The organism is bacterium (assembly GCA_013360215.1).
Classification (GTDB): domain Bacteria; phylum CLD3; class CLD3; order SB21; family SB21; genus JABWCP01.
On sequence record JABWCP010000001.1, the window covers coordinates 56,360 to 75,176 of the forward strand.

At 44.3% G+C, this 18,817-nt stretch carries 17 protein-coding genes; 4 read left to right on the forward strand and 13 right to left on the reverse strand.

Annotation, left to right across the window (positions count from 1 at the left end):
* Positions 1–54: 54 nt before the first annotated feature.
* The 10 genes from HUU58_00255 to rlmN form a co-directional block, all read right to left on the reverse strand.
* Positions 55–849, reverse strand: a complete 795-nt coding sequence (locus HUU58_00255; GenBank protein NUN44085.1) for a transporter — start codon at positions 847–849, stop codon at positions 55–57.
* A gap of 13 nt (positions 850–862) precedes the next feature.
* Positions 863–1,567 carry an SDR family oxidoreductase gene (locus HUU58_00260; protein ID NUN44086.1) on the reverse strand — a complete coding sequence of 235 codons (705 nt, stop codon included), beginning with the start codon at positions 1,565–1,567 and terminating at the stop codon, positions 863–865.
* Positions 1,564–2,583, reverse strand: coding sequence for a hypothetical protein (locus HUU58_00265; protein NUN44087.1), 1,020 nt, complete (start codon positions 2,581–2,583; stop codon positions 1,564–1,566). Before HUU58_00265 ends, HUU58_00260 begins: the two co-directional genes overlap by 4 nt.
* Positions 2,543–3,376, reverse strand: coding sequence for a hypothetical protein (locus HUU58_00270; protein NUN44088.1), 834 nt, complete (start codon positions 3,374–3,376; stop codon positions 2,543–2,545). Before HUU58_00270 ends, HUU58_00265 begins: the two co-directional genes overlap by 41 nt.
* The gene (gene mce, locus HUU58_00275; protein NUN44089.1) at positions 3,360–3,770 is read right to left on the reverse strand and encodes a methylmalonyl-CoA epimerase; all 411 of its coding nucleotides are present in this window, start codon (positions 3,768–3,770) and stop codon (positions 3,360–3,362) included. Before mce ends, HUU58_00270 begins: the two co-directional genes overlap by 17 nt.
* Before the next feature lie 5 nt (positions 3,771–3,775).
* Positions 3,776–4,651 (reverse strand): bifunctional 5,10-methylene-tetrahydrofolate dehydrogenase/5,10-methylene-tetrahydrofolate cyclohydrolase, encoded by an 876-nt coding sequence (locus HUU58_00280; GenBank protein ID NUN44090.1) that lies wholly within the window; start codon positions 4,649–4,651, stop codon positions 3,776–3,778.
* A 57-nt stretch (positions 4,652–4,708) separates the two neighbouring features.
* Positions 4,709–6,388, reverse strand: a complete 1,680-nt coding sequence (gene ggt, locus HUU58_00285; GenBank protein NUN44091.1) for a gamma-glutamyltransferase — start codon at positions 6,386–6,388, stop codon at positions 4,709–4,711.
* 136 nt (positions 6,389–6,524) lie between these two features.
* Positions 6,525–7,001, reverse strand: a complete 477-nt coding sequence (locus HUU58_00290; protein ID NUN44092.1) for a TlpA family protein disulfide reductase — start codon at positions 6,999–7,001, stop codon at positions 6,525–6,527.
* A 17-nt stretch (positions 7,002–7,018) separates the two neighbouring features.
* Positions 7,019–9,010: a thioredoxin family protein gene (locus HUU58_00295; GenBank protein ID NUN44093.1), complete on the reverse strand. Its 1,992-nt coding sequence runs from the start codon at positions 9,008–9,010 to the stop codon at positions 7,019–7,021.
* Positions 9,000–10,082, reverse strand: coding sequence for a 23S rRNA (adenine(2503)-C(2))-methyltransferase RlmN (gene rlmN / locus HUU58_00300; protein ID NUN44094.1), 1,083 nt, complete (start codon positions 10,080–10,082; stop codon positions 9,000–9,002). Before rlmN ends, HUU58_00295 begins: the two co-directional genes overlap by 11 nt.
* Positions 10,083–10,170: 88 nt before the next feature.
* Here rlmN and HUU58_00305 point away from each other — a divergent pair, with 88 nt between their 5' ends.
* The 4 genes from HUU58_00305 to HUU58_00320 are packed head-to-tail and all read left to right on the forward strand — an operon-like array spanning position 10,171 to position 15,287.
* The gene (locus HUU58_00305; protein NUN44095.1) at positions 10,171–10,806 is read left to right on the forward strand and encodes a hypothetical protein; all 636 of its coding nucleotides are present in this window, start codon (positions 10,171–10,173) and stop codon (positions 10,804–10,806) included.
* Positions 10,803–11,444 (forward strand): hypothetical protein, encoded by a 642-nt coding sequence (locus tag HUU58_00310; protein ID NUN44096.1) that lies wholly within the window; start codon positions 10,803–10,805, stop codon positions 11,442–11,444. The genes HUU58_00305 and HUU58_00310 overlap by 4 nt, the downstream gene beginning before the upstream one ends.
* A gap of 39 nt (positions 11,445–11,483) precedes the next feature.
* Positions 11,484–14,210, forward strand: coding sequence for a DNA polymerase I (gene polA / locus HUU58_00315; GenBank protein ID NUN44097.1), 2,727 nt, complete (start codon positions 11,484–11,486; stop codon positions 14,208–14,210).
* 24 nt (positions 14,211–14,234) lie between these two features.
* The gene (locus tag HUU58_00320) at positions 14,235–15,287 is read left to right on the forward strand and encodes a tetratricopeptide repeat protein (protein ID NUN44098.1); all 1,053 of its coding nucleotides are present in this window, start codon (positions 14,235–14,237) and stop codon (positions 15,285–15,287) included.
* A gap of 16 nt (positions 15,288–15,303) precedes the next feature.
* Here HUU58_00320 and HUU58_00325 read toward each other — a convergent pair whose 3' ends face one another.
* The 3 genes from HUU58_00325 to HUU58_00335 are packed head-to-tail and all read right to left on the reverse strand — an operon-like array spanning position 15,304 to position 18,808.
* On the reverse strand, positions 15,304–17,160 hold the full coding sequence (locus tag HUU58_00325; GenBank protein NUN44099.1) for a tetratricopeptide repeat protein: 1,857 nt from the start codon (positions 17,158–17,160) through the stop codon (positions 15,304–15,306).
* Positions 17,161–17,171: 11 nt separating this feature from the next.
* Positions 17,172–18,029 (reverse strand): hypothetical protein, encoded by an 858-nt coding sequence (locus tag HUU58_00330; protein NUN44100.1) that lies wholly within the window; start codon positions 18,027–18,029, stop codon positions 17,172–17,174.
* Positions 18,029–18,808, reverse strand: coding sequence for a sigma-70 family RNA polymerase sigma factor (locus HUU58_00335; GenBank protein ID NUN44101.1), 780 nt, complete (start codon positions 18,806–18,808; stop codon positions 18,029–18,031). The genes HUU58_00330 and HUU58_00335 overlap by 1 nt, the downstream gene beginning before the upstream one ends.
* Between the last annotated feature and the right edge of the window lie 9 nt (positions 18,809–18,817).

Genomic DNA, 18,817 nt, shown 5'->3' on the forward strand with positions numbered 1-18,817 from the left:
TTATTGGGATAAATTTTTTTTTCTTCTGGGACAGCGGTTCAAATAAATTTCACATCAGAACGGATGTTCCATAGATAAATAAACAAAGATCTGTTTGGTTTTAGAGGAACCGTTGAGTTGCAGCGGTACCGATAATCCGGGCACCACCTGCATCGAACCGATTTCTTTGGCAAAGCAGAAACCGGGGTTGATGATATGTGTTCCTTTATTCTTCAGCGACGTCCCGTCAACTTCATCTTCAAATACGCCCACATATTCTATGAAAACATTCAGATTGGATTTTACCAACCATATCGCGCTGGCGCCGATATTATATGCTTTTTGAATTTTCTTTTTGCTGCCTACATCCACACCGGGAACCATCGTCATACCCACATTCACATGCGCTGCCCATTGGGCGGAGAAACGTTTACTGACAGGTAGACCGATCTGATAGCCTATTTTGCCGGAGCCTAAACCTTTATTATCGTTACCGGTCGGCAGCAGAACCGTAAAACGCGGTGACACATTGTATCCCGCAGGATCGGCCATCCACTGATATCGGTAGTTAACAGCCACATCGCCAAAACCGCTCGGACCGTTATGAAGCCACTGATAAGGCAATGTATAACTCAACTGATGTTTTTCCTGATGCGGTAAAAAAAACATCGGCCACTCCTGCGTCAAACCGTATTCCCAATCTTTCGACGGTCTTGTATAGATAAGACCCGAAATGTGCTGCACGACCCGCGCTTCCTGATTGTAAGCTTCCTCCAGCATAAACGAATTGTCACTGATTGCTTCGGGATATTCGGTTTGCGCCCAAAGGCTTTGAACACCGACCAAAATGAAGAGTAACCGCTTAATCATGATGATCTCCTTGTTAATGATGATGTTTACGTTTGATGACATGAAGTCTTTGCGGGCGAATCGTAATTTCGGAAATCACTGTCCCGTCACGCTGCGTAAGTACGTACCCAACGGTATCTGCTACCTCCTGAGGTTCAATATACGTATCGGTTTCGTCAGACGGTGAAAAATTCAGATTATCGTAAAATGCAGTACGCGTAATATCCGGATTGATATTCACGACTTTTACGCCTTGTTTGCGGCATTCATCAAATAAAGAAGCCGAAAAATGCCGTAAACCCGCTTTGGTGGCGGCATAAGCGGCGCCCATACGGCTGGGTTCCAAGGCCGTTACGGAAGCAATATGAATGATAAACCCGCGTTGTTCGCGAATACGGCGTAAAAAAAGATGCGTAAGAATAAGCGGCGCCGTCAGATTGGTCGTTACCATATCCTGTAGCGTGCGCAAAGGAATTTCCTCATGCGGCGCAAAATATCCGAATCCGGCGCTGTGTATTAACACATCCAGCGATTCTTTCGTCGGCCATTTTTTTTCAACTTCTTCGAGCGCATTTATATCCCGAACGTCACACACTATCGGTACGAAGTTCGCATGACGCCAGGTTGTTTTATCAAAATTACGTGCAAGTCCATAAACCCGGTACCCCATTTCAGTAAGCTTCTGCGCCGTGGCCAATCCTATCCCGGATGAAGCGCCGGTTATCAATGCCGTTTTCATAGGATTATCCTCTCCTCTTGGACATAAGGACTCATTGTTTTACGAATGAAATCCAGCATACTTTCCCGATCGAGGTCAGTATAACTCATAGTTTGATCTTTTTCGTCGTACGGATAAAACAAAATATCGGAATCAACACGCATAGCACGAATATTATTAAGATAATTTTTATTCATACGAAAAACACCCAGACTTACATCATGCAGCGCTGCGCCCGGAATACGTTCGAATATGTATTCAATACAACGGCTATATACGGCTTGCCAATCCTTGATTTTCAAAATCGGATCGATACACAAACGCACTTTCCGTCCGTCTTTTACAGCTTGTGCCATCGCCGAAAGTCTTGTATCTAATGGCGGCGTGCCGGATTCATATACTTTTATAATCTCATCCGGTGAGCATGTCCATGCCAAAATCACGTTATCTGAAACCGGCGTATCGCGTATGGCATCATAAGCGCCGGATTTGGTGCGAATTTCAACCACCAGATCCCGTCGTTGTGCGGCGAAATGAATCCAGCGATGACACTGCGGGAGAAATGACTCCATCGCCAGCAAATCGGTATCGTACGATACACACAAATACAGGGGACCCTTGGCCAACTCAGCAACGACGCTATCAAAAAAAGCATCCGGATTGACAAAGAACAAAAGATGCGCTGACGGGAACATACCCTGCAAATAACAATAATCACAATTGTAAACACAGTTGAGCGCCATCGCATTGTAAAAAAAACGATCATGCCCGAAACTCGGCGTCTGCGGTGAACCGGCGTATAAATAACCTTCGCGTTTGACAGCAAGAATGATATCCATCGCCCGTTTTTGAAGCTGAAAGTCTTGATGCTTGCGGTTAAAAACATCTTTATAATGCCGTATCGGAATGCGTCGGGCTGTCGGAAACCGCGCAAGAATAGTTTGCGCGTCCGGATAAGCTTCTGCGCCGTCCTCGATATAAATACGGCTAAAATGTTTACTGAATGAGCTTTTGTCGAAGCCGCTCCACGCGTGCATTGCGCTCCTGTTTATTTTCTCCGGCCCATTGTGTCATATCCATGAGATCACCGGGTAAGTAACCATTACGAATTTTATAACTGCGTGCCGCATCAAAAAGCGCTATACGCTGGGCATGACTGGGTTTGATCATTTCAAAAATGTGCTGCATGGTTTCCTGTTCATTCACACCCAACACTTCTTTATCAATATACATCGCCGACAGAACATCCAGACACGAGGAAAACTTCGGCAAACATTGCATAGTAAGATTTTCGATAAAATCCGAAGTTATACCCTTGATTTGTAAATGATCGGACACGATTTTCAGAACATGAATACGTTCTAACGGCAAAAAACGCGTTGATGCAACAAAAAAACCGCTCGCCTCCATATCATAGAGCGCATGGTCAACGGAACTTACAGACTGGTTTTCTTGCGGCCGATCTACGGTTCGCAAAACACTCTCCCCCATCGTCAAACGGATACTCCCGTCGGGATAATAATCTCTGCCGGAAACTACGTCCGTGATCTTGTGAATGCGCCAAAGCGAGCCGATATCGAGTGATGTATCCGATGCGCCGCAGATTCCGAAATTCCACAACGTATGAAGATGGCCTGTCGTGTAGAGGTACGTAGCAGCCGTTGCTGATTTGATTTTTCCGATCCCGCTGACGATCAGGCTTATGGTTTCGTTTTCGAACACTTCAAACGCCGTATGCGCGATGTTTTTTTTCAATCGCCATGCGCGTATCAGCGGCGCGGCTTCCGGGCGTAATGCGACGACGATACCGTGCTTAGTGCTTTTTTTCACAAAGCTCCAGTAATACGCCGCCTGTGGACTTAGGATGCACAAATGCTATTTTGGCGCCGTGCGCACCTGTTTTCGGTACTTCATCAATAAGCTGAAATCCTTTAGCTTTGAGATCGGCGAGTTTTTCTTCGATTCCCGTCACACCGATCGCGACATGCGCAATACCGCCTTTACCATTATTTTTTTCAATGAATTTGGTAATCGGGCTTTCGGGATCAGTACCCGCAAGTAATTCGATCGAAGATTCGCCGACTTTAAAAAAAGCCGTCTCGACTTTTTGATCCGCCACGATTTCGCGACCATGGTATTCAAATCCCATAGCCTTATATAATTCGATGAATTTTTCAAGATCGGGTACTGCAATTCCGAGATGATCGATTTTTTCGAGTTTCATCTGCGTTATCCTTGTTTTGCCGCTTTAAGTGTATTTTTGAGTAGCATAACGATCGTCATCGGACCCACACCGCCGGGAACGGGTGTGATGGCTGACGCCACTTCTTTGGCCGAATCAAAGTGAACATCCCCTACCAAACGTGATCCCGATTTGGTGGACGGATCGGATATGCGATTGATTCCCACGTCAATCACCACCGCGCCCGGCTTGAGCATTTCGCCGCGTATCATTTCCGCACGCCCCACCGCCGCAACGACGATATCGGCTTGCTTGATAAAATATGTCATGTCCGGTGTTCCCGTATGGCATACCGTCACGGTAGAATTAGCGCCTTTGGCTTTTTGCACCAGCATATTGGCCAAAGGTTTTCCCACGATATTGCTACGTCCTACGATCACGGTATGTTTTCCTGATGGGTCGGCGTCCGAACGCATGAGTAATTCCTGCACCCCGGCCGGTGTACATGGCAAAAAAATCGCATCCCCTATCGCCAAACGGCCGACGTTAAAAGGATGAAAACAATCTACGTCCTTGGCCGGATTGATGGCATTGATGATAAGCGATTCATTGATGTGTTTTGGCAAAGGCAATTGCACTAAAATACCGGTGACCGAAGGATCCTTGTTAAGCCGATCAATCAGAGCCAGCAGATCTTTTTCAGGCATCGTTGTGGGTTGTTTGATCGTTTCATGTGCCATGCCGACTTGTTCACAGGCCAACCCTTTGTTGCGAACATAAACTTGTGAGGCCGGATCTTCGCCGACTAAGACAACGACCAATTTGGGCTGCACATTTTTTATTTTAAGCGCTTCGACTTCTTGCGCAATTTCACGTTTGATGGATTCGGCGATTTGTTTACCATCGATTATTTTTGCATTCACGGATGTATCCTCGTATATAGATTCGATAATGAAGTTATTTTTACAAACCGATTGTTTCTAATATCCAGCCGCATATCCCATAATTCGTTGATCCGCTTCCCCGTGATAATATCCAGTCCGAGGATCAATCCAGATGGAATGGGCGTCACCGATAAATGGCCGTTCTGATAATATATATCCGTTTCGTAATAAAAAAGCACGTCGCGTTTCGTCTAGTTTATCTTTTTCGTAGGATAACACATTCGGTGACCACGTATGACTCAAGCGTGGACGATCCACCGCCTTCCGCAAGGAATCCCCATAATCTATCATACCGATGATGATTTGCAGTACGGTATTGATGATTGTTTTACCGCCGGGCGAACCCGTGATCAAAAACGGTTTGTCATCTTTGAGAATGATCACCGGTGTCATCGAACTCAACATGCGCTTATGCGGTTCGATACGATTGGGTTTTTGCCCATGAACGGGAAAACGATTACTATCCGGAAAAATATCAAAATCATGCATTTCATTATTGAGCAAAAATCCTAAACCGGTCACCACAGCTTTGGAACCAAAATTATCTTCGAGAGTATAGGTATTGGAAACGCAATTACCGTCTTTATCAATGACCGAAAAATGTGTAGTCTCGTTCGGCTCCTGCTTCATGGCTAAGGCCGGTATTTTAGCATTGATACGCGCCGAATCAATCCATGAAGCCAACTTGCGAGCCAGTACTTTATCCGTCAGAGCGGAAACCGGAATATCTGAAAAATCAGGATCACCGAGATAAACTAACCTGTCTAAAAAGGAACGGCGCATCGTTTCGATCACGCGGCGCGTTGATATCGAATCGTCATGCAGTGTAAAATTTTCGAGTATATTCAACATCTCGATCAATGTCACTCCACCCGAAGACGGCGGCGGCATGCTGTATATGGTATAACCGCGATAATTCCCTCGTATGGGTTCCCGCACCACCGCTTCGTAGGCCGCAAGATCCGCCTGCGTGATCAGACCGCCATGCGCTTTCATATCATCGGCTATTTGTGTGGCGATTTTACCCCGGTAAAAAACATCCGCACCTTCATCGGCTATAGCACGCAAAGTCGCTGCTAGTTCTTTTTGAATCCACCGTTCGCCCTCGGCATAAGGTGATCCGTCGGCTTTAAAAAACATGCGCGCCGTTTCATCAAACCGTTTGAGTGCCGGCGCAAATTCACTTAGTCGCCGTGCTTCTGCCGCCTCGAGAATAAACCCTTCTTCCGCGAGACGTATCGCGGGGTTTATCAGTTCCGACCAGGGCAGCTTACCGTACAATTTCCATGCTTTTTCAAGCCCGCGAACTGTTCCCGGCACACCGGCAACTTTGTATCCATAATTACTGGCGATCGTATCCTCGCTGCCATCCGCATTCAAAAACATGCGTGCATGCGCTTGATGCGGCGCTTTTTCACGATAGTCTATGGCTTTCACATTTCCGTCGGATGTTCGCACCATCATAAATCCGCCACCGCCGATATTGCCGGCTTGCGGATACGTCACGGCCAAAGCAAAAGCCGTAGCAATAGCCGCGTCCACGGCATGGCCGCCTTTTTGTAAAATTTCCAACCCGACACGCGCCGCATTCTGATCAACACAGACCACGACACCGTTTTGTGCGGTTACGGAAGATGATATACGCGATGTTTGGTGCGAATTCTGACAGGAGGGAAAAATTATCAGTGCGGTAAGAAAAAAAATCCGAAGAAGCATAATCCCAATCTCAAACTAAATTGCTGAAGCAATTTAGCGAATATGATAAAAAACCACAAGCAACGATTGTATAACGTGTAAGCTTCGTTTCGCGATTTTTATAGTTAAAACGAAGCTTACGCAAGGTTCAAAAAAATCACATCAAGGCTTCACGCACCGCGGCTTCAAATTTGGCCTTGGATTGCAAACCGATCATGGTTTTTACGGATTTACCGTTTTTATCAATGATCACCGTCGTGGGAAATGCCTGCACTTGAAACTGTTGGGCGAACGCATCGTCACCATACCATACCGGATAATTGATATTAAATTCTTTCACCGTCGGCTTCGAAGCTTCGGCGGATTCGGACTCGAGAAGAACACCGAGCACAACTACATCTTTGTCCTTCATTTCGTTATGCAAAGCGATGAGATCCGGAATTTCTTTTTTACATGGTCCGCACCACGTCGCCCAAATATTTAATAAAACCGTTTTGCCGCGGTATTGTGAAAGCGAAACGGTATTCCCGTCGAGATCTTTGATCGTAAAATCCACAGCGCCACCCGATCCGGGTTTATTGCAACCCGATAACATGAGTCCTGACAAAACAAATATCGCGAGAGACCAACGCATAAAAACTCCTTATGAAGTTATTTTTGACTTTTTTGTAATCCGTCAGCTAAAAATGATTTAAAAATTTCGGGGTCGCGTTCAAGCCCGCCGAAACGAGCCAATACTTTTTCATCGGGCGTGATGATAACGTAAAACGGCAAAGCTACACTGCCGACCAAACGCTGCTGCAATTCCTGATAACGTTCCATGTCTTCTCCAAAATCAGTCCACAGCCGCGTCAACACCATACGATCAAAGTAGGATTGAACGTCAGCGCGCGTAAACATGGTTTTTTCCATGAGGCGACAATTGGTGCAGGTTTTGCCGGTAAAATCAATAAACAACGGTTTGCCGGAAGTACGGGCTTCACGAAGCGCGGCCTCGTAATTTTCGATCCATGTGCCGTGTGACTCTGTACTCTTGGCATTTCCGGCCGTACGCACTACGCCATAATCCGACGGTGGCAAATACGCATCCATATCAGCTTGTAACGGATTTCCGAAAAGCCCGCTGAGCAAATAGACCGTAAACGAAATAAATAAAAGTCCGGTCATCGTACGGCCAAAACCTATTTCTTCGACTTCATCTTCGACAGACCAGCGAATTTTCCCCAACAGATAAATACCGCTGACGCCAAACAATGTGATCCATATCGAAAGCATGGCCGGGCGTGTGAGCCACTGCAGATCCCAGACTAAGTCAACATTACTAAAAAATTTGAACGCCGCGGCTATTTCGACCAATCCCATGACAATTTTTGTCGCATGAAGCCATCCGCCGCTTTTAGGTAGATTAGCGAGGTATTGCGGAAATAAAGAAAGAAAGAAAAATGGTGTAGAAAATGCCGTCGCAAAACACAACATCCCAATCACCGGCAGAAACCACTCTCCGTCGGCTGCCGCCACCATCAAAAGCCCGAGAAATTGCACGGTACAGGTAAATGAAACCAAAGTAAATGTAACACCGGCCATCAGCGTACCGATCGTTTGTCCGGTATGGGCTTGCTGTTGCGAAAAATTGACAATAAACGACGGTAGCCGAATTTCAAAAACCCCAAATAAACTCATTGCAAAAACGATGAATAAAATTCCGATCGCGAGATTCACCCAGGCGTTGGCAGCAAAATTTTGTGCTCCGGTAGCGCCGACGACAAGCGACATAAGCCATCCGAATAACGTAAACGACGCGATAATTCCGACGACATAGATCACCGACTGACGCACCGCCCCCGCCCGGCTTGATGCCGAATGTTTGGTAAAATATGAAACCGTAATCGGAATCATCGGAAAGACGCAGGGAGTGAGTAGCGCCAAGAGCCCTGTAAGAAATGCTAATCCGATGAATGAGGCCAATGATTCTTGACGCAAACTTTCGTACGAAGCCGTGCGCTCCTGTATCGTCGAAACTTTATCCGACGCTGTTTGAGCGACGCTATCATGGGACGCAGAGCTTTTGTTTTCGGGATCAGCGACCGAATGGTTCTGCGGGCTGATGGTTTCAACGGCTTGGTTAGGATTTATTTTTTTTAAGGGTTTTATCGTCCCCGCGGATAATCCGATCCATTGTTGCGAAATGGTATGCGTAGTCCGTATTGTTTTAGGAGGAAGGCAATAAGATTCGGTACACGCCTGATACGTCATCGCGACGGTTATTATGTCGCTCGTTTTTGCCGTTGCGTTAAGCTTGAGCTTCTGTTTAAATACAGCTTTACCGGAGTGCCACGTCACGTCAATGCCAAATCCCTCATCATGATGACGTTTCCCCTCCGGGCTCATCACTTCTCCGACGAGCTCTATACCTTCCGGCAACGTAAATTTAAATTCCGTTGCGATGGGACCGTCGAGTTTTTCCATTCCGTAAACGTGGTATTTCGAATCAATATCAGCTACGATTTCCAAAACCGGTTGGCCGTTTTCGATCGCCTCACGGGTTGAAAGTTTAACTACGTTGGTTTGCGCACGTGCCGGTATGCCGGAGAAAATTAAGAATGTAAGAATAACGACAATCGTTCGCTTTGTTTTATACATCATGTTTTTCCTTAATTGCAAGTTGCCCGCAAGCCGCCGCAATATCCCTGCCCCGGGAGCGACGTAATGTTAAAGGCGATGAAATACCTGAAACTAATTTCATAAATCGCGCGATATGCTCCGGCGAAGGGCGTTTCAGATCGGGGCCTTCGATGGGATTGTACGGTATAACATTCACTTTACATTTTCCTAATTGTTTAGCCATCGTACGTAAGCGTTTGGCATCGTCATCCGAATCATTAACGCCCGCAAGTAAAACATATTCCAGCGTCGCCGGGTTTTTTCGCCGGGCATTGAGATATTGGATAGATTCCAGCAAATCCTTAAGCGGATATTTTTTGGTAATGGGCATCACTTTTTGCCGCACCTCATCCGTCGTGGCATTGACACTGATCGCGAGATTGTAAGGCAAATCGGCGGCGGCAAACTCATAAATTTTGGGGATAATACCTGAGGTGGATATGGTGATTCGTTTAGGCGCCAAACCGGGACCATGTTCCGATATTATAATGCCCGCCGCATTCATGACATTTTCATAATTAAGAAACGGTTCGCCCATGCCCATAAAAACAATATTGGATATCTCAGGATCGATTTCACGACGGATATACATAAGCTGCCCGATGATCTCGCCGACACTAAGGTTGCGACGAAACCCCATCCAGCCTGTGGCGCAAAATTGGCATGCTACCGCACAGCCGACCTGGGAGGAAATACAAACCGTTTTACGCCCCTCATCGGGTATATACACGGCCTCAACTTTTTCACCGTCCGCAAGCTGAAATAAAATTTTTCGCGTTACGTCGTTCTCTTTTTCGCCGGAAGTTTGGATTTTGATCACGGTATCGGTTATGATAACGGCGGATGCATGCAGCTTATCCCGTAAGGATTTGGACAAATCCGACATATCATCAAAATTTGTGACACCGCGTTTATACATCCATTGAAAAACCTGTACGGCACGGAATTTTTTTTCACCCAACGCTTCAAAAAACGATTCCAGTTCGGGCAATGTCTTGCCGAAAATATTGATCGTCTCGGGCTTTAAATTTTGATTTTTTGCAATGCTTTTCATTGGTTTGCAACATATTAACTCCGGTGAAGATAAACAAGATTTTTTAGCCGCCCCTTGCACGTCACGGCAAATCATTGTATCATGCGCCATGAATTTTTATGCACGTGTAACCGTATTTCTTTTATCCTTGGTCTCCATTTTATTAACGGCATGTTCCGGAAAATCGTATTCAACCGATACCCCGGAAAACTGCCATAATGCCGTGGTGACTGCGATCCGTACGCAGGATTTTGGCGCCTTATATACTCTGATAGACACCGCCATTCGTTCCGATGTACGTACATACTTTCACAATACACGCTCTGTATTATCCATGATCGATTTGTCCTATCCTCCCAGCCAGCATATCGCGGCACGCGGTGATCTGACGTTACGATTCAACAATGACTCTCTGACGATGGCGTATTTTGAAAAAATCAGTACCGACACGGTTTTGTTTTCCGATGTTTCATCGCGCAGCATCGGTAATGTTTCGTGGTGGGAAAACATTATCCAGGCCTATCGTGCACACGCTGAAAAAATTATCGAGGAAGATGGTTTTGCTTCTGTCATCACGTCTGCCGGTGATACGGTGCTCTATCAACGTTATAACGACGGTAAATGGTACTGCCTATTGCCGGTTCATACGTTTTGGAAAACTCTCGCCACGGTCAGTCGGCAAAACTTAGAAGTAACCCGTCGCAATAGTATCGTTTTTTCATCCGCATTACAGGATACGCTATGAGTCTAAAGTTACCTTGGGATATCGAATCGCTGCATCTGATTTGCGAACGTGACGAAGAATCTTGGCTTCACGGTGGCACGCATTATTTCCATGACAATAATTCTTCGATCCTCGCCGTAGCCCATCTGGATTGTGTTCAGGCATATGCGGGATTTGACTTTGAAGAAACCGACGGGCATTCGACGGTGCATTGCACTACATTGGACGATCGCCTTGGGGTATATATCATTACGGAATTACTTCCCACCATAGGAGTGACTACGGATATACTCTTAAGTACCGATGCACGGCATGGTGAAAGTACGGCACAAATGTTTATACCGGAAAAAAGATACCATTGGATCTTTTCGTTTGATCGAAAAGGGTCGGGTGTTGTTTTATACCAATACGGCGATGCGGAAACCATACAGCGAATGCAAAAATACGGATTTGATGTGCATGAAGGCTACCGCTCGGACATTGTTTTGATGGATCACTTGGAGTGCAAAGCATTTAATTTTGGCTGTGGATATCATGAACCTTTGACAGACAAATCCTTTGCGGTATTGGACGAATCGGAGGCAAATATTCTCCGATTTCAACAATTTTACAACGATCATAAAAACACGCTGATGCCGCATGTGCCGTCGTATTTATAACATTATGCAACTTTAATTTATCAACCAATCATACTTTTTATGTCCGAACGTTTATTCTTATTAGATGGTATGGCCTTAGCTTATCGCGCATATTTTGCATTTATTCATAATCCTTTGAAAAATGCTAAAGGTGAAAATACCAGCGCGGTATTCGGTTTTATTAATGCCTTGATCAAAATCCGTGATGAAGAAAAACCGGATTACATCGCCGTTGCGTTTGATCTCGCTGAACCTACGTTTCGACACAAGCAATATAGCGAATACAAAGCAACGCGTGAAAAAATGCCGGAAGACATGGTGCCGCAACTTCATTATCTCAAAGAACTGACTGAAGCCATGGGCGTACCTATTCTCGAGTACCCGGGCTATGAAGCAGATGATGTGATCGGTACATTATCCGTACGCGCCGCACAGCAAGGTGTCGTGGCACACATGGTGACGGGTGATAAAGATTTCATGCAGCTGATCGGCCCCAATATCGTAATGTATAATCCCTTAAAAAAAGGCGGCGAAAAAGAAATCATCGGACGCGAAGGTGTTCTTGAAAAATTTGGCGTCGAGCCTTCGCAAGTCACCGATATACTGGGCCTCATGGGCGATGCCGCTGATAATATACCCGGCGTAAAAGGTATCGGAGAAAAAACTGCGGCCAAATTGATCAATCAATACGGCTCCATCGAAAAAATATACGAACAAATTGATAGCATCAAAGGAAAGCTGCGCGAAAACCTGGAACAACATAAAGAGGATGCTTTCCTTTCCAAGTCGCTCGCAACGATTGCACTGGATGTGCCGCTTCGCGAAGATATCCATGATCTGCGTGGCCGGACGCCGGATCATCAAAAAGTCACTCGCCTTCTTACCGAACTCGAATTCAAGTCTTTGATTAAAAAAATTTTAAAAAACGAATCCGATTTATTCGTCGATGATACACCGCCTCAGCGTGAACGTGCGCCGGAAGCCGCTCGTAATTATCATACACTCCAAACCGAAGTGGCTATTCAAGAACTTGTCACCAAGTTAACGAACTCAGGCGGCTTCGCGTGGGACACAGAAACGACCGATGCCGATCCGATGCGTGCTGAGTTAGTGGGCTTTTCATTCAGTTGGACCGAAGGCGAAGCCTTTTACATTCCTTGCAATGGAAACGTCCCTGTCGAAACAATTTGCACTTTATTGAAACCCGTATTGGAAGACTCGTCCATTCCCAAGTGGGGACAAAATACCAAATACGATATCATCGTCGTATCACACTATGGTATCGAAGTACAAGGAACTGCTTTTGACACTATGATAGCGGGGCATCTGTTGCACTCCGACAAAGAGGTCAACATTGACGCTCTAGCCGCGTCCTATCTTGGGATTGAAAAAATTCCCACAACGGATCTGATCGGCACCGGAAAAAATCAGATTACGATGCGGGATGTCCCCATCGAAAAAGTCAGCGTTTATGCCAGTGAAGACGCGGACTGCGTCGTACGTTTAAAAAATGTCATGTCCCCTTTGCTCAAAGAAACGCATAGTGCAAAAATTTTTAATACGATTGAAATGCCGCTTATTCCGGTGCTTCAACTAATGGAACGCCACGGCGTATGGCTTGATTTGGAAATTTTAAGTACGATGTCCAAAGATTTTGCCGTACAAATCACTCAGGAAGAACAACGCATTTTCAAAGAAGCCGGAACTGACTTCAATATGAATTCGCCTCAACAGCTTGGTGAAATACTTTTTGAAAAACTGCAAATTCATAAATTGGCCGGTATCGAAAAACCGAAACTAACGGGTAAGACCAAACAATACGCCACGGATGTAAAAATATTAGAACAATATCGTACGCTACCGATCGTTGAGGCTATACTCAATTACCGCCAGCTGACCAAACTTAAGTCAACTTATATTGACGGCCTTCCCCCGCTTCGTAATCCTCGAACCGGGCGTATTCACACGACATTCAATCAAACGATCGCCGCTACTGGACGTTTATCATCGACTAATCCCAATTTTCAAAATATCCCTATACGTACCGACATGGGCCGTGAAATTCGTCGCGCATTTACAGCACAGGAAAAAGGTTGGGTTTTGTTATCAGCCGATTATTCGCAGATCGAACTTCGTGTTATGGCGCACATGTCCGGAGATGAAAATTTAATAGCGGCGTTTTCTGAGGATGCTGATATTCACACAAGTACAGCCGCAAGGGTGTTCGGCGTCCCGGCCAATGAAGTGACAAAGGACTTGCGCCGAAAGGCTAAAGACATTAATTTCGGCGTCATTTACGGTATTTCACCGTTTGGCTTGGCACAACGAATCGGCATGAGCCAAGCCGAAGCACGCGACTTTATTCATAGTTACTTTGCTACATATCCTAAAGTAAAGTCGTATATCGAATCGGTTATTGCCAAGGGAAAAGAAGACGCCTTTGTAACAACTCTCTTTGGTCGCCGACGGTATTTACCGGACTTACAAAGTAAAAACTTTACAGTACGCCAGTTTGCAGAGCGCGCAGCGACTAATACGCCGATACAAGGAACGGCCGCTGAGATTATAAAAATGGCTATGCTCAAAACACATGCGGCGCTTGAGAAAAGTTCACTTTCGGCAAAAATGATTTTACAGGTTCATGATGAATTGGTATTTGAAACACCACAGACCGAATTACAGCAACTTGAAGCGTTAGTTCGTTCGTCCATGGAGTCTGCTGTTCAGATGAAAGTTGCACTTAAGGTGGATATGGGCAGCGGTGACAATTGGTTAGAAACAAAATAAAAATTGATATAACAAGGAGACAGTATGGCTTCCGTGAAAGCAAGTAAGATCAATTACAAAACAATAGTCATAGCGGTATGCGGGTTAATACTCGTGGGATTGGCAATTTGGTACTTCTTTTTACGTTCTAAAGAATATCCGGGCGTACCCCGTACGGCCGTAAAGTATTATAAAGAAGGTTTGGATTCGTTAGATGCCGGACGTATCGAAGCCGCCGCAAATCTCTTCACTAAGGCCGTGGATCTGGATCATACCTTTGCGGATGCATGTGCCAAGTTGGCAGAAACTTATTATCAGGCTGGCGCTGTTCATAAACGAAATAAAGATATTAAAATGCAAAACGCGATGTTTGATCAATCCAAGAGGTTCATGAATATGGCCTTTGATGCAAACCCACTAAATGGAAATGCGTATTTTGTTCGCGGTTTATTGCATTACGAAAATGAAGAATGGTCAGATGCTACGCGTGATTTAGAATTAGCCATTATTTATGGAGTTAGTAATTTCAACGTGCACTCGACACTGGCTTATTTATATAATCAAAGTGAGCTCACGGCAAAATGTGTCGAACAGTATCAAAAAGCGTTGAACTACAAGAAAAATGATGTGCGGACATTAACCAATTTGGGCGATATATATTTTCAGTTGGAAAATTATACAGTAGCAACCGATTATTACTCAAGTGTTCTTAAAGAAAACGAGAGTAATATTAAAATTAAAACTCGCTATGCGGTTGCTCTTTGGAAATCCGGGCAACAAGAAACGGCTAAAAATATTTTGAATCAAATTTTATCAGATGATGCCGGTAAAAAAGTTCAAAACTATAACGCTATCGCATGGGCGTTAGTAGATAACGATGTTGACTATGAATGGGGACTCAAGCTTGCTCAAGCTGCCGATGAAATGAAACCCAACAATATTGAATCTTTAAATATCTTAGGTTGGGCTTATTTTAAGTTAAAAGATTATGATAAAGCCATCCAACATTTGAGCAAGTCATACAAACAAACCAAATCAGATGATGTAAAAGAAAGAATTCGCCTCATCAAAGAGCAACAAGAAAAATCGAGTAAATAATAAATCCAAATAAATTCTACGATTGACCGCCTAACGCCTGCTCTACCAACCGCAGGCGTTTTCTTATTTCATTTTGATATATGGATTTTGGAAATTTTACTAACAATTGCCGATAGAGCTGAATCGCTCTATCAGGTCGATTTAATTTATAATCGTAAATTTCGGCCGCTTTTTTTAAAGCCAAATCAGCCTGAATGCCTTGGGGTTCAGCTGTCAAAACTTGATAAAACGTACTCACGGCTTCATTGTACTGACCGAGCCGCTCGTGGGTTATTCCGATCCGCATCAAAATCCATTCTTTTAGACGACTCTCCCCCAGCGTTTCGCTGATATGGTTGAGCTCACGCAAAGCTTCTGTATACTTTCGTTGCTCTGCCAGCAAATCGGATTTTGCGATAGCCTTCTGAAACGATAAATTCTTCTTACTCTCCTGCAAAAGTAAAATGAAAGAAAGCGCATCGTTGACATATAAACCGTTAGGTACTTTAGCCAAAGACTGCATACGTTTATAGCACGTATCTATGTGACCGTTATAAAAATCAATTTTAGCTAAGGCAAATTCAGCGCGCTCCAAGTAAATTGGAGTACGGTTGATCCGCATGGCTTCTTTATAACGCTGAGCACTGTTATCTATTTCGCCGCGAATCAAATGACATTCGCCCAAGCGAAACAACGATTCGATGGCGAAATTATTTTTAGCAAAATTTCGGTACACCGCTTCATAGTGACGAATAGCTTCATCAACGTCAAACATTCGGTTTAAATAAATTTCTCCAAGTCGAAAATGCGCTTCGGCCGCCCACTCTAAATTTTTATATTTTTCAGCAATGTTTTTGTAAACTTCGATGGCTTGATTAGTATAGCGCAATTCGGCTACCATAGCTTGGCCAAGCGATGTATCCTGAAAAGCTTTTACTTCCGATGTGCGTACATCTTGATTTTCCCAACATCGCGCTAAACCCATTTCAGCTTGCGGCGCATTAGGGTACTGATTAAGAAATGATTTGTAGGCTTTCTCAGCTATCGTATATCGTTGTGCGCCAAATGCCATATCCGCAAATGCGAGGAACTCCGTCCCCTGTTTTTGAAACTGTTCATCTAATTGAATTGTGGTAGCAAACGCCGCATCCATGCGTCCGGTTTTAAATTGAAGTTCTCCAATGAGCTTGAGCAGTTTAGGTTCTTTGGGTAATTGCTGAATATAGATTTTTACAGCGTTTACGATAGTATCCAAATCTGCGGATACATCGCCGAATTGTAATATTTGCTGACGCACGTAATCAAATGTCCCCATGCCGTAAGACCAAAACGAGAGAAATTCAAGCGTAGCCGCATGATAGTCGCCGCGATATTGCTGCAAGTTGGCCATTTCAGCAATAAACAGTTTTTCGTTACGCAATGTTTTACGCGCCGATTTATACAATCGTTCCAATTCATCCCATCGACGGTTTTCCATTAAAATCGAAGCAAATACGCGGTAATTCCCGATTGGGTTTTGTCCGGTAGAAATATACTTTTGTATTATGGTAGCAGCTAGCTCCGGGCGTTTAAGTTTATAATAATTATCAGTTAATTCTGCCCAAAATGTAATTTGGGACGAATCACTTTGAATCTGCGCCAAAAGTACGCGCTCTCTCAATTCATATTTTCCTAAAGTTTTATACGCGCGTTTCAGGCGATCTGCTATAACGATATTTGAGGGGTCTTTTTGATATAATTTTTCATAAATGGTCACTGCTTTTTCAAATTGACCATCCGCTTCCAGACTTTGTGCGAGGCTCATCGGATCACCGCTTTGCGCGCTGATTGGAACTATCTTAAAAAGAAAAACAGCAACGTAAAAAGTTGCTGTTATTAAAATACGACTGAACATATTATCCCTGATTATTTGATGGATTCCACGCGAAGTTTTCCTAGCCCGGTTTCCAAGTGTAATTCCAAAACAGCATCCGAAGCGTCAAATCCTTTGGAAATATATAACCCGTCACGCTTCTTCACAAAATCATTATGATCAATTCGAATTGATGATAAATACGATTCGTCCGTATGTATTTTTACGGCAAGGTTCTGAGGCAATCGTATAATAAGACTACCGATGCCTACTGTAATATGCGCCGACGCACTTTGTGTCATCGTTCCCGAAAAATCCAACATATAATTTCCTACACCGCCTTCAAACTCTAGTTTTTCGAAGTTGGCATTGCCTAAGCCGTACATATTAAGCTTAGAAATACCGGCTTCGATTCTAAATTTATTGATGCGATCACGATTGAGTGTCGAGAAGCGTATATTGGACGAACTGGCACCCATATTGAGCGTAAGATCGCGAACGCGTAACTGAGTAAAATCCATCTCACTCTCACAGGCACCCAAATCAATTTTAAACGATACTGGTATCTTGTCCGTCAGATACATCTGTATATCTTGATTGCCCACATCGAAGAAGCCCACATTGTTTTCTTCGTCCATACGCATGGAAATCATACCGGTGGTACCGTTTTTTTCATAGTCCACGGTCGGTTTGACTTCACGATCTTCTGATTGTATCGTTATTCGAGCAAGCTTGTCCGTTGAAATCCTTTTTAGCGATAACTTGCCGGCGGCATACTCAAGACGAACTTTTAATTCCTTTTCATCCGTACGTTCGATCTCCTGCACATCATATTGCCCAACTGCAGGCAATACCTGTAAAATAAACAGCCATAAAAAGTAGAAGATCTTATTTGCTGGATTGAACGTCATTACAGTACCTTATCTATTTTTCCTTTTAGGAATTTATTCAACATTTCACGCGCTCGAAAAATCCGCGCTTTTACTGTCCCGATCGGTATGTTGAGCATTTCAGAAATTTCTTCATACGATAATTCTTCCGAATGCCTTAAAAATATAACCCGTTTGTATTTTTCCGGTAATTCGTCGATCGCACCCTTGATCATTTGCGTTCTCTCGTTACGCATCATTTCTTTTTCGGGGTGATACGTAAGATCGGGTATCTCAATCTGATACTCAGAATCCTTATATTGTACCGGTGCATCAATCGAATACGTCTGCAACTTTTTCTTGCGAAGGTGGTCTATACAGTTATTGGTTGCAATTTTGTATAACCATGTGCTGAATGCATATTCGTAATTAAAATTACTTAATGAGGTAAAAGCCTTCATAAATGCTTCCTGCACCAAGTCCTCGGCTTCCTCGGATTTATGTACCATACGATACATCAAACCGAATATCTGAGGACGATACCTATTCATCAGCAGTTCGAATGCTTTTTGATCGCCACCGACGGCCCGAGCTATGAACTCAAAATCTTCTTTTTTCTGCTTTTCACGCTTTTCCAAAAGAAGCCGATTGGGATCCTCCGGCGTTAACGGCACATCAAGATCCAAATCATCGTCAAGTTTTGGCTTGGACGGTGGTTGCTCAGAAACCACTGATTGTAGCGGGGTTTTCAAAGAGCGTTGAACCGGCTTACGCTTGGCTTTCGCAGTCGGTTTATTTTTCTTTATTGCGCGCTTGGCCATTTCCAAACC